Origin of the sequence: Lentzea fradiae (assembly GCF_900100955.1) — a bacterium.
Lineage (GTDB): Bacteria > Actinomycetota > Actinomycetes > Mycobacteriales > Pseudonocardiaceae > Lentzea > Lentzea fradiae.
In genome coordinates this window covers 197,232-209,118 of the sequence record NZ_FNCC01000016.1, presented here as the reverse complement: position 1 = coordinate 209,118, position 11,887 = coordinate 197,232, and the positions used below count along the sequence as shown (strand labels likewise).

Annotated in this window: 12 protein-coding genes and 1 rRNA gene; 3 read left to right on the top strand and 10 right to left on the bottom strand. The window is 69.5% G+C overall.

The features are described from left to right. From BLT23_RS32995 to BLT23_RS32980, 4 genes are all read right to left on the bottom strand, one after another. A 16S ribosomal RNA gene (locus tag BLT23_RS32995) occupies positions 1-95 on the bottom strand; the annotation flags it as partial. 389 nt (positions 96-484) lie between these two features. Further along, positions 485-1,612 carry a sensor histidine kinase gene (locus BLT23_RS32990; RefSeq protein WP_090056845.1) on the bottom strand — a complete coding sequence of 376 codons (1,128 nt, stop codon included), beginning with the start codon at positions 1,610-1,612 and terminating at the stop codon, positions 485-487. A 3-nt stretch (positions 1,613-1,615) separates the two neighbouring features. After that, a complete protein-coding gene (locus BLT23_RS32985) occupies positions 1,616-2,299 on the bottom strand; it encodes a response regulator transcription factor (protein ID WP_090056841.1) in 684 nt (227 codons plus the stop codon). A gap of 58 nt (positions 2,300-2,357) precedes the next feature. Continuing rightward, complete coding sequence (locus tag BLT23_RS32980; protein WP_090056837.1) at positions 2,358-2,795, bottom strand: MarR family winged helix-turn-helix transcriptional regulator; 438 nt, start codon at positions 2,793-2,795, stop codon at positions 2,358-2,360. A gap of 88 nt (positions 2,796-2,883) precedes the next feature. Here BLT23_RS32980 and BLT23_RS32975 point away from each other — a divergent pair, with 88 nt between their 5' ends. Beyond that, on the top strand, positions 2,884-3,285 hold the full coding sequence (locus tag BLT23_RS32975) for a nuclear transport factor 2 family protein (protein ID WP_090056834.1): 402 nt from the start codon (positions 2,884-2,886) through the stop codon (positions 3,283-3,285). Here the strand turns inward: BLT23_RS32975 and BLT23_RS32970 are convergent, their stop codons facing one another. The 4 genes from BLT23_RS32970 to BLT23_RS32955 form a co-directional block, all read right to left on the bottom strand. Beyond that, positions 3,286-3,927: an SPFH domain-containing protein gene (locus BLT23_RS32970; protein WP_090056830.1), complete on the bottom strand. Its 642-nt coding sequence runs from the start codon at positions 3,925-3,927 to the stop codon at positions 3,286-3,288. It abuts the gene before it with no gap. A 228-nt stretch (positions 3,928-4,155) separates the two neighbouring features. Then, entirely contained in the window at positions 4,156-6,060 is a 1,905-nt protein-coding gene (gene dxs / locus BLT23_RS32965; protein ID WP_090056970.1) for a 1-deoxy-D-xylulose-5-phosphate synthase, read from the bottom strand. A gap of 61 nt (positions 6,061-6,121) precedes the next feature. Further along, on the bottom strand, positions 6,122-7,327 hold the full coding sequence (locus BLT23_RS32960; RefSeq protein WP_090056826.1) for a class I SAM-dependent RNA methyltransferase: 1,206 nt from the start codon (positions 7,325-7,327) through the stop codon (positions 6,122-6,124). Further along, positions 7,324-9,309 (bottom strand): APC family permease, encoded by a 1,986-nt coding sequence (locus BLT23_RS32955; protein WP_090056823.1) that lies wholly within the window; start codon positions 9,307-9,309, stop codon positions 7,324-7,326. The genes BLT23_RS32960 and BLT23_RS32955 overlap by 4 nt, the downstream gene beginning before the upstream one ends. A gap of 82 nt (positions 9,310-9,391) precedes the next feature. On the opposite strand from BLT23_RS32955, the gene BLT23_RS32950 reads away from it, so the two are divergent. Together BLT23_RS32950 and BLT23_RS32945 are read left to right on the top strand one after the other, a co-directional pair. Then, positions 9,392-10,054 carry a potassium channel family protein gene (locus tag BLT23_RS32950; protein WP_090056819.1) on the top strand — a complete coding sequence of 221 codons (663 nt, stop codon included), beginning with the start codon at positions 9,392-9,394 and terminating at the stop codon, positions 10,052-10,054. Then, positions 10,054-10,710, top strand: coding sequence for a potassium channel family protein (locus tag BLT23_RS32945; RefSeq protein ID WP_090056815.1), 657 nt, complete (start codon positions 10,054-10,056; stop codon positions 10,708-10,710). The genes BLT23_RS32950 and BLT23_RS32945 overlap by 1 nt, the downstream gene beginning before the upstream one ends. A gap of 61 nt (positions 10,711-10,771) precedes the next feature. Here BLT23_RS32945 and BLT23_RS32940 read toward each other — a convergent pair whose 3' ends face one another. Beyond that, positions 10,772-11,524 carry a DUF3159 domain-containing protein gene (locus BLT23_RS32940; RefSeq protein WP_090056811.1) on the bottom strand — a complete coding sequence of 251 codons (753 nt, stop codon included), beginning with the start codon at positions 11,522-11,524 and terminating at the stop codon, positions 10,772-10,774. Beyond that, positions 11,521-11,886 (bottom strand): OB-fold nucleic acid binding domain-containing protein, encoded by a 366-nt coding sequence (locus BLT23_RS32935; RefSeq protein ID WP_090056807.1) that lies wholly within the window; start codon positions 11,884-11,886, stop codon positions 11,521-11,523. Before BLT23_RS32935 ends, BLT23_RS32940 begins: the two co-directional genes overlap by 4 nt. Between the last annotated feature and the right edge of the window lies 1 nt (position 11,887).

The following is an 11,887-nucleotide window of genomic DNA, read 5'->3' as shown; positions in this document are numbered from 1 at the left end:
CCGCTCGTGTACCCCGAAGGGCCTTACCGCTCGACTTGCATGTGTTAAGCACGCCGCCAGCGTTCGTCCTGAGCCAGGATCAAACTCTCCAATAAGGACTGTGTTTGATCGCTCCAGACGGAATATGTCTGGCAATCTGGTATTACTACTCAAAGGAATACTCCTGACGAGGAGTATTCATATTACTGGCTGTGTTTCGGCACGCTGTTGAGTTCTCAAAGAACACGCGCACACCACAGTTCATCTCCGAAGAGAGTCACTTCCGGGGCTGTGTCAGGCTTAGAAGTCTTTCGCCGCGCTCCGTTCCGGTGTTTCCCGGCCCGTTCCGCGCTGGCAGAGAGAAATTTACACGGGCCCCCCGTGAGATCCAAATCGGGGGTCATCTGACATGTAACCGCAGGTCAGACGCCACGCGGATGGCTCAAACCCGGCAAGATCGACGCAATCTGTGACCGGGACCACGTCGAAGATCTTGCGGCGGCCCTCAGCGAGGGGCGCTGGGCAGGTGCACGGTCACCGACAGACCACCTGTCGGCACCGCCACTGCCTGCGCAAACCCGCCGTGAGCGGCCACCGCGGCGCGCACGATCGACAGGCCAAGACCTGTTCCGGACTGGCTGGTGCGGTCCTTGACGCCGCGGCGGAACGGCTCGAAGAGCTCTTCCACGCGGTCCGGCGCGATGAGTTGGCCTGACGACGACACCCGCAGGACTGACCACTGCGGGCCGGTCTCCACGACGGTCTCGATCCATCCGCCCACGTGGTTGTGCCGGACGGCGTTCTCCAGCAGGTTGCCCGCGATGCGTTCGAGGAGCGCCGGGTCGCCGACGGCGAGTGCCGGCACGCACCGGAAGACGGTGCGCAGGTTGCGTGCCTCTGCTTCCGCACGCACGGCCCTCCACGCGGACTCGACGACAGCGGACAGGTCGACGGGCTCACGCACGGCGAGCCCTATCCCGTCCGTGCGTGCGAGCAGCAGCAGTGCTGACACCAACTGCTCGGCACGCTCCCCCGCCGCACGGACGACGCCGGCCATGCGCCGCAGTTCTTCGACGTCCGCGTCCGGATCGGACAGCGTCACGTCCAGCTCGGTGCGCACCACGGAGAGAGGGGTGCGCAGTTCGTGCGATGCGTTCGCCACGAACCGTCGTTGCGAGTCGAAGGCCGCTTCGAGGCGGTCGAGCATGGCGTCGAACGTGTCCGCGAGGTCGGCGACCTCGTCCCGCGGCCCTTCCAGGCGCAGGCGGGAGCCCAGCGACTCCGCCGAGAGCTGGCGGGCGGCGCTGGTGACGTCGTGCAGCGGTTTCAGGACGCGGCCGGTGAACGTCCACGCCAGCACGGCCGCGGCCACGACCATGCACGCGAACGCGATCAGCCCGGCGACCAGCAGGTCCTGGCGGGCGGCTCCCGTCAACGAGTCGGTCAGGGTCTTCACGGTGACGGTCACACCGTCGACGGTCACCCTGGCATCGGCCGGGAACGACGGCGACGAGTCGAAGACCCTGCCGACGAGCGTCCAGCCGAGGAACAGCAGCACAGCACTCACCACCGCGACGAGCGCGGTGGTGAGGAGCGTGATCCGGAGACGAAGCCCCGGCCCGCGCCTTCGCATAGGTCAGTCCTCAGCGGATCCGTTCGACGCACTCGGCACCCGGTACCCGGAGCCGACGACGGTGTCGATGATGCCCGGCTCGCCGAGCTTCTTGCGCAACGTCATCACCGTGACGCGCACGGTCGTGGTGAACGGGTCGGCGTTCTCGTCCCACACGCGTTCGAGGAGCTCCTCGCTGCTGACGACCGATCCCTTGGCCGCGAGCAGGACCTCGAGGACGCCGAACTCCTTGCGCGTCAGCTCGATCGGCTGCCCGCCGCGCGACACGGTGCGCCGCGCCGGGTCCAGCTCGACGTCCCGCGCGGACAGCACGGGCGGGGTCGCGGGCGTGGCGCGGCGGGCCAGTGCCCGGACGCGCGCGACCAGCTCGGGGAACGCGAAGGGCTTCGCCAGATAGTCGTCGGCGCCGAGCGACAGGCCGGACACGCGGTCCTCGATCGAGCCGCTGGCGGTCAGCATCATGACCCTGGTGAGCGCGCCGGAGCTGAGGATCTCCTTGCACAGCTCGTCGCCGGACATCCCGGGCAGGTCGCGGTCGAGCACGACGACGTCGTACCGCGTGACGGTCGACTTCTCATGGCCGGTCTCGCCGTCGTAGGCGACGTCCACGGCCATGCCTTCACGCCTCAGGCCGCGGGCGATCGCGTCGGCCAGGGGAGCCTCGTCCTCGACTACCAGAATCCGCACGCCACCAAGGTGCCACACCCACCTGAGACAACGCTTAACGACACCTTCACGCCCGCTGTCAGCGCTGGTGGTGCGCGAGCAGGGTGCCGAGCAGCCTGGTGAGCGTGCGGCGGTCCGGTTCGGGGAGCGGCGCGAGCAGGTCGTCCTGGGCCTGGTCGAGTGCCTCGTCGAGCCGGTCCAGCTGTGCCTTGCCGGGCTCGGTGAGCGTCACGGTGTTGCGGCGGCGGTCCTTCGGGTCCTGTGCGCGGTCGACGAACCCCCGCTCCTGCAGCGCGGTGACGGTGGCGACGACGTCGCTGCGGTCCATGTTGCAGCGACGGCCGAGGTCGGCCTGGCTGGCGGTGCCGAACTCGTCCAGCGCGGCGAGCACGCGGTAGTGGTAGCCGCGTGCCCCTGCCCCGGTGAACGCCTCGGTGGCGAGCCGGTGCGCGTGCACGGACAGCTGGGTCAGCAGCCAGCTCGGCTTCCCGGTCAGGCGTTCGGGGGTGTTCTCCACGCCTTCATCTTAATCGTTGGCGTGACCAACGCAGGTCTGTATTGTTGGTCGCGCCAACGTTGGCGCAACCAACAATAAGGGAGTGCTCATGTCCACGATCGACCGCGTCGAGATCGCCGACCTCGTCAGCCGGCTCGGCCGCCTGCTCGACGACAAGAGGTGGGAGGACGCGCACACGGTGTTCCACCCCGAGGTGGCGATCCACTCGCCCCGGTACGGCGAGACCACGGGGTTCGACGAGTTCCTGGAGGTCATGCGGAGAACCGAACAGCCGGACGTGCTCACCCAGCACGCCACCACGGGCCTGCTGGTCGACCTCGACGGCGACCGGGCCGCCGTCTCGGCCAACGCGGTGAACCACTTCTACCGCGCCGGCGAGGCGCCTTTCCGCACCGCGAGCCTGCGGATGGACTGGGTCGTCGTCCGGACGCCCGCGGGCTGGCGGGTGCGCGAGACGCGGACCACCGTGCTGTGGATCCGCGAGGAGTGATCAGCCCTTGCGGGCGGGCCGGTCCACGACGACGGTCGAGGCGGCCTGCAGTGCGCGGAGCTCCAGCAACGCCGGGTGCTCCTCCGCCAGCCGGGCCGCGTTGAGCAACGACCGCAGCGCGGCCGTCTCGCCCCTGGCCCGCTCCAGCGCCGCACGTCCCTCGGACGCGGCGACGAGCTCGGCCAGGGCCGCCCGGCGCAGCTCACCGGGCATGACGACGTCGCGCACGGCCACCTCGGACACCACGATGCCCAGTTCGGCGACCTTCGGCCCGACAGCGGCCAGCACCTCGGCGGCGATCGCGTCACGTTCGGCGTCGACGGCGGAGTGTGCGCGCGTCAGCACCGCACCGCGCAACGCGAGCTGCACGGCTGTGTAGAGCTCGGCTTCGGGACTGGCGGACGCCACCACGAACGTCGTCGGCTTGGACACGGTCCACCGCACGACGACAGTCACACGCACCAACACGCCGTCGGACGTCGGCACGTCCTGTGCGGCCGGGGCCATCGTGCGAGGACGGATGTCGACACGCTGCACCGTCACGTGCCGCGGGTACTTGTGCTCGCCGGGCCCCACCTCGCCCGCCAGCACGCCGCGGTCGAACCGGACGCCCCGCTCCCACGGGTACAGCGTGTGCTTCATCGTCTTCCCCCACGTGCGGACAGACCACGACCCCGGCCGGCGGGGCTCGGAGCGGGAGTCCGGAAAGGACTCGCAGAGCTCGTCGCCCCCGTGTGCGGCCGGGGTCGTGGCGTTCAGGAATTGAACCTGGTGCCTTTACAGCGCCACTGCGCCTGCCCGGAAAGCGGAACCCTGGCGAGGAAGTCCTGCCGGGCCGCGAGAGCGGGCGCGGGGTGGAGGCTAGCCGAACTACTTGTCCGCGGGCGCGTCGATTTCCTCGGACACGCCTTCCAGCCGCGAGGCCCACTCCGTCACGCGGCGTGCCACGTCCTGTGCGGTGATGCCGCACAACGCCAGCACCTCGCCGCGCTCACCGTGGTCGTGGAACTGCTGCGGCAGCGCGATGTCGCGCAACGGCACGTCGACGTCCGCGTCGCGCAGGGCGGCCGCGAGCGACGAGCCGAAGCCGCCGTGCCGGCCACCGTCCTCGACGGTCACCACGAGCCGGTGCGAGGCCGCCATCTCCACGAGGTCCGACGACATCGGGTAGATCCACCGCGGGTCGACGACCGTGACGCCGATGCCCTGGTCCTCCAGCCGTTGCGCGGCCTGGAGCCCGAGCTCGCCCAGCGCGCCGACCGTCACCAGCAGCACGTCGGTGCCCGACCGGCGCAGCACGTCGACCGAGCCGACGCGTTCCAGTGCGGGCAAGTCCGGGCCGACGGACGCCTTCGGGTAACGGATCACCGACGGCGCGTCGGAGATCGCCACGGCCTCGCGCAGCTCCTCGACGAGCGTTCCGGCGTCACGCGGCGCCGCCACGTGGACACCGGGGACGACCCCGAGGATCGACATGTCCCACATGCCGTGGTGCGACGCCCCGTCCGGACCGGTGACGCCCGCGCGGTCCAGCACGACGGTGACGCCCTGCTTGTGCAGCGCGACGTCCATCAGCAGCTGGTCGAACGCCCGGTTGAGGAACGTCGCGTAGACGGCCACGACCGGGTGCAGGCCGCCGATGGCGAGGCCGGCGGCGGAGGTCAGCGCGTGCTGCTCGGCGATGCCCACGTCGAAGAAGCGGTCGGGGAACGCCTTGGCGAACGCGTCGAGGCCCGTCGGGCCCTGCATCGCGGCCGTGATGGCCACGACGTCCTCGCGCTCGCGGCCGACCTCGACCAGCGAGTCCGAGAACACGTGCGTCCAGGTGCGCTTGGACGGCTGCAGGTTCTCGCCGGTGATCGGGTCGATGACGCCGGTGGCGTGCATCTGGTCGGCCTCGTGGTTCTCAGCCGGTGCGAAACCCATGCCCTTGCGGGTGACCGCGTGCACGATCACCGGGCCGCCGAACGACTTCGCGCGCTGCAGCGCGGACTCGACCGTCGCGATGTCGTGGCCGTCGACCGGGCCGATGTACTTGAGGCCGAGGTCCTCGAACATGGCCTGCGGCGCCAGCGCGTCCTTGATGCCGCGCTTGGCGGCGTGCAGGGCGGCGTAGAGGGGCTTGCCGAAGAACGGCGTCTGCTGCAGGGCGCTCTTGCCCTTCTCCAGCACCTTCTCGTAACCGGGGCGCAACCGCAGCGACGACAGGTGGTCCGCGAGACCACCGATCGTCGGCGAGTACGAGCGGCCGTTGTCGTTGACGACGATCACGACCGGGCGCGTCTTGTCCGCCGCGATGTTGTTCAACGCCTCCCAGCACATGCCGCCCGTGAGCGCGCCGTCGCCCACGACCGCGACCACGTGGCCGTTGGCGCCGTTGATCTGCTTCGCCTTCGCCAGGCCGTCCGCGTAGGACAGCGCCGTGGACGCGTGCGAGCTCTCCTGCACGTCGTGCTCGGACTCCGACCGCGACGGGTAGCCGGACAGGCCGCCCTGCTGGCGCAGCCGGTCGAAACCGTCCCGGCGACCCGTGACGATCTTGTGCACGTACGACTGGTGGCCCGTGTCGAAGACGATCGGGTCCCGCGGCGAGTCGAACACGCGGTGCAATGCGACTGTCAGCTCGACGACGCCCAGGTTGGGGCCCAGGTGCCCGCCCGTCTTGGACACCTTGTCGACCAGAAAACGACGGATCTCCTCGCACAGCTGCTGCAGCTGCGCCTCGTCCATCCGTTTCAGATCAGCCGGTCCGTGCACGGACTCCAGCAGGGTCACCACGCCACCTCACTCCTGAAGACTTCGGCTCAGTCTACGGAGACGTGACTGAGACGCATGGTCAGCGCGTCTCAGCGTCGAGCAGCGCGATGCACTCCACATGATGGGTCATGGGGAAGGCGTCGAACGCCCGCAGCCCGGCGAGCCGGTACCCCTGAACTGTGAATTCGGCCAAGTCCCTGGCGAGGGCGGCCGGGTCGCAGGCCACGTAGACGACCCGCTGGGGACGGCGCCGTGCGACTTCAGCCACAACGACCTTGCCCGCGCCCTTGCGGGGCGGGTCGAGCACCACGACGTGCGGGTCCTCCACGGGCAGCCGGCGGGTCACGGCGCGCTCCACCTTGTCCGCCACCCACTCGACCTGGGACATGCGCCGCAGGTTGCGCCTGCCGTCCTCCACGGCACCGGGGAAGGACTCCACGACCAGCACGGACCCGGTGTCGCCGACCTGCCGGCCGAGCACGGACGCGAAGAGCCCGGCGCCGCCGTAGAGGTCCCACGCGCGCTGCCCCGGCTCGGCCGCCGCCCACTCCCCCACGACGGTCGCGAACGTGTCCGCGGCCGCGGGGTGGACCTGCCAGAAACCGTCGGCGGAAACTCGCCACTTTCGTTGCGCGGCCGTCTCGACAGCCGTACCGGTTCCGGCGCGTCGCACGGTGTGTCGGCCGCGGACCTCACCCACGTGGCGGTTGCCGTCACCGTCCTGGACGATCGTGAGCTCCTGCGCCCGCCACGTTCTGTCGACCACCGACTCGACCATGCCCGGCCGGGAGATCACACAGTGGTCGACCGGGATCACATCGTGGGAGCGGGTGCCGCGGAAACCGGGCCGTCCCTCGCGGTCGACGGCCATCCGGATGCGCGTCCGCCACTCCAGCGGGCCGCCGGGGAGCGCTTCGACGACCACGTCCCGGTCGATCTTGGCGAGCCTGCTCAGCTGCTCGCGCACGACCTGGGCCTTGAGCTCGCGCTGCCGCTCCCACGTCACGTGCTGGAAGTCGCAGCCGCCGCACCTCCCCGGTCCGGTGAACGGGCACGGTGGCTCGACGCGGTCGGGTGACGGTGTGAGGATCTCCACGGCGTCGGCACGGCAGAACGACCCGCCGTTGTCCTCGTACACCGACACCACAACGCGTTCGCCGGGCAGTGCGTGGCGCACGAACAGAACGCGCCCCTCGTGCCGTGCGACGAAATGTCCGCCGTGGGCGACAGGTCCTACCTCGACTTCGAACTTGCGTCCGGTCCAGTCTTCCTTGGTCGTGCTCATCGGTCGTCCAGACCCCTTCGGACAGCGCCGGGCGCGATGACGTTCTTGTCCTTGACCTTGACCGCGGACTCGAGCTGCCACGGGACACTGGTCACCATCACACCCGGCTGGAACAGCAGCCTTCCCTTGAGCCGCAACGCGCTCTGGTTGTGCAGGAGCTGCTCCCACCAGTGGCCGACCACGTACTCGGGGATGAACACCGTAACAACGTCGCGCGGGTTGTCCGTCCTGACCCGCTTCACGTAGTCGAGAACGGGCTTGGTGATCTCCCGGTAGGGCGACTCGATCACCTTGAGCGGGATCTTGATGTTCTCCTTCTCCCACTCGGCGGTGAGCTTGCGGGTGTCGCCGTCGTCCACGTTGACGGTGACGGCCTCCAGCACGTCCGGACGTGTCGCCTTGGCGTAGGCCAGCGCCCTCAGCGTCGGCATGTGCAGTTTGGACACCAGCACCATTGCGTGGTTGCGCGCGGGCAGCGTGCGCACGCGCTCCTGCTTGCGCAGCTCCTCGGCGACCGTGTCGTAGTGCTTGCGGATCGCCGTCATCAACGCGTAAATAGCCGCCATCGCGGCGATGGCGATCCACGCGCCCTTGGTGAACTTCGTGATCAGCACGATGACCAGCACCGTCGCGGTCAGCGCCAGCCCGAAGGTGTTGATCGACTGCGAGCGGCGCATCCGGACGCGCGCCTGCGGGTCGGTCTCGGTCCTGAGCAGCCGCTGCCAGTGCTTGATCATGCCGAGCTGGCTCAGCGTGAACGACACGAAGACGCCGACGATGTAGAGCTGGATGAGCCGGGTGACCTCCGCGTCGAACGCGATCACCAGGATGATGGCGAACCCGGCGAGGAACAGGATGCCGTTGGAGAACGCCAGCCGGTCGCCGCGGGTGTGCAGCTGACGGGGCAGGAAGCGGTCCTGGGCGAGGATCGAGCCGAGCACCGGGAAGCCGTTGAACGCGGTGTTCGCGGCGAGCACGAGGATCAGCGCGGTGACGCCCGCGATGAAGTAGAAGCCGGGCGGGAAGTTGTCGAACACGGCGTGCGCGACCTGCGCCACCATCGTCTTCTGCTCGTAGCCAGCCGGGGCGTTGCTGATCTGCTCGCCGGGGAACTCGGCCATCCGCACACCGGTCAGCTGGGCGAGGACGATCAGGCCCATCAGCATGAACACCGAGATGAGGCCCATCAGCAGCAGTGTCGTCGCGGCGTTGCGGGACTTGGGTTTGCGGAACGCGGGCACGCCGTTGCTGATCGCCTCGACGCCGGTGAGGGCGGCGCAGCCGGAGGAGAACGCCCGCAGCACGAGGAACACGAACGCGAGGCCCATCAGGTGGTCCGCCTCGGCGTGGATCTCCAGGCCCGAGCTCTCCGCCCGCATCTCCTGGCCCAGCACCAGCCCGCGGAACAGGCCGTAGCCGATCAGGGCGAAGACCCCGAACATGAAGGCGTAGACGGGGACGGCGAACGCGCTGCCGGACTCGCGGATGCCGCGCAGGTTGACGGCGGTCAGCAGGATGATGGCCGCGACCGCGAACTCCGCCTTGTGCGTGGCGACGAACGGGATGGCCGAACCGATGTTCGCCGCGGCGGCCGAGATCGACACCGCGACGGTCAGGATGTAGTCGATGAGCAGGGCGCTCGCCACCGTGAGCCCCGCCCTGCGGCCCAGGTTGACCGTCGCGACCTCGTAGTCGCCGCCACCGGACGGGTAGGCGTGCACGTTCTGCCGGTAGCTCGCCACCACCGTCAGCATCACCACGACGACAGCGACCCCCACCCAGGGGGCCAGCGCGTACGCGCTCAGCCCGGCCACCGACAGCATCAGGAAGATCTCCTCGGGCGCGTACGCGACCGACGACATGGCGTCCGAGGCGAACACGGGGAGGGCGATGCGCTTCGGCAACAGGGTGTGCGCGAGGCGGTCACTGCGGAACGGCCGCCCGACCAGGAGGCGTTTGGCAGCGGTGGCGAGCTTGGACACGGCCGAAGCGTAAGGGGTCGCTCACCGGGACGGGCTAATGCTCGGTACCTTCTGCCCAAGGTTCGCCCGAGGAGGCAATGTCGTGCACGTGGTGATCATGGGATGTGGCCGGGTGGGAGCCTCCCTGGCCAGGGCCCTGGAGCGGCTCGACCACCAGGTCGCGGTGATCGACAAGGACTCGCAGTCGTTCCGCAGGCTGGGCGGCGACTTCCACGGACAGCAGGTCGTCGGCAACGGTTTCGACCGCAATGTCCTGATCGAGGCGGGCATCGAGCGCGCCGGGGCGTTCGCGGCGGTCTCCAGCGGCGACAACTCGAACATCATCTCGGCTCGCGTCGCGCGCGAGACGTTCGGCGTCGAGCACGTCGTCGCCCGCATCTACGACCACAAGCGCGCGGAGGTGTACGAGCGCCTCGGCATCCCGACGGTCGCGACCGTGCCGTGGTCGACCGACCGGTTCCTGCGGATGCTGCTGCCCGAGGGCGCGTCGACCGCGTGGCGCGACCCGTCCGGCACCGTCGCCGTGCTGCCGATCGAGGTCGCCGAGTCGTGGGTCGGCCGGCCGATCCGCGAGCTGGAGGAGGCGATCGGCGCGCGGGTGGCGTTCGTGATGCGGTTCGGCACGGGGGTGCTGCCCGGCGCCACGACCGTCGTGCAGGCCGATGACACCATCTACGTGGCGGCGCTGTCCGGCACGATCACCGACGTCGCGGCGGCGGCGCAGCAGGCACCGGAGGAGAGCTGATGCGGGTCGCGATCGCGGGTGCGGGCGCGGTGGGCCGGTCCATCGCGCAGGAGCTCGTCTCCGACGGGCACCAGGTGATGCTCATCGAACGGGACAGGGCGCACTTCGACCCCAACTCCGTCGAGCAGGCCGAGTGGGTGCAGGCCGACGCGTGCGAGCTGTCCTCTTTGGAGGACGCCGGCATGCAGCTGTGCGACGTGGTGATCGCCGCGACCGGTGACGACAAGGTCAACCTCGTGGTGTCGCTGCTGGCGAAGACCGAGTTCGCGGTCCGCCGCGTCGTCGCGCGCGTGAACGACCCCGCGAACGAATGGCTCTTCACCGAGTCGTGGGGTGTCGACGTCGCCGTCTCGACGCCGCGGCTGCTGGCGGCGATGGTCGAGGAGTCGGTGACCATCGGCGACGTCGTGCGGTTGCTGACGTTGCGGCAGGGACAGGCGAACCTCGTGGAGATCACGCTCGACGAGTCGACGCCGTTCGCCGGGCGGGCCGTGTCGGAGCTGACGCTGCCCCGGGACGCCGCGCTCGTGACGATCCTGCGCGGCGGGCGGGTCATCGTGCCGCAGCCGGACGACACGCTGGAAGCCGAGGACGAGCTGCTGTTCGTCACGACGGCGGCCGTCGAGCAGGACATCAAGCGCGCCCTCGGGTACTGAGCGTCTCCGGACACGACGCGGCCGGCGCCCCATGCGGGAGCGCCGGCCGTCGCACGTCGTGTCAGTCCCTGGACTTGTCGCGCGACTCCGCCTCGACGGTGCGCTTCAGCTCGTCCATGTCCGGGGTGAGCAGGTCGTCGGCCGTGCGGGACAGCACCTCTTCCGCCTGGGCCTGGGCCGACGCCGCTTCCTCCGCCTCCTTGAGGCGCTTGTCGGCGCGGCGGACCGCCCACACCGTGGCGAGGAGCGCGACCGCCATCAGCGGGTAGCCCATCCCGAGCCGGGCCACCGCGAGCCAGCCGACCTGGTCCTCGTCGTACAGCCAGCGCTGGACCACGAAGCGGGCGAAGAACACCAGCGCCCACACGAAGGTGGCGATGTCGTAGTCGCGGACGGTGGCCTTGTCCGCGCGCCAGGACCTGTCCCTGCCGTTGAGGAACGTCCAGAGGACACCGGCGAGCGGCCAGCGCACGATGATCGACAGCAGGAACGCGCTGCCGTAGACGACGCTCTGCCAGATGCCGAAGAGGAAGAAGCCCTTGGCCTCACCCGTCTTGTAGGCGATGAACGCCGCGATGCCCACGCCGAACACGGCGGAGATCGCGGGCTGGATCGTTCCCTTGCGCAGCGCGAGCACGACACCGATGACGACGGCGGCGGCCAGCGAGCCGATGATCGCCGCCATCAGGTTCTTGGTGGCGAAGTTGACGATCACGAAGATCAGGACGGGCAGCGACGAGTAGAGCATTCCGCTCACGCCGCCCATCTGCTCGAGGACGGTGGGCTGCTTTTCTTCGGTCTCAGCTGAGGTCATGAAGCGTTCTGCAACTCGTAATAGGGGTTGTAGAGGACCTTGCGCCCGTCGCGCACGGCGATGCGGCCACGAGCCTTGATCGTGCGACCGGGCTCGATTCCCGCGATGCGACGGCGGCCGAGCCAAACGAGGGTGACGCCCTCGGTGCCGTCGTAGAGCTCCGCTTCCAGAGTGGCGGCCGCGTCCCGGGGGCACAGCTCCACGCTGCGGAGCCTGCCCAGGACCGTGACCTCCTCACCGGACCTGCAGTCGCACGCCTTCACGGCGCCGACCGCCTCCGCTTTCCGCGACAGGTCGTCCGCGTCCAGCTCGGCCACGTCGCTGGTCAAGCGACGCACCAAGCGGTGCCAGTAGCCGCCCATC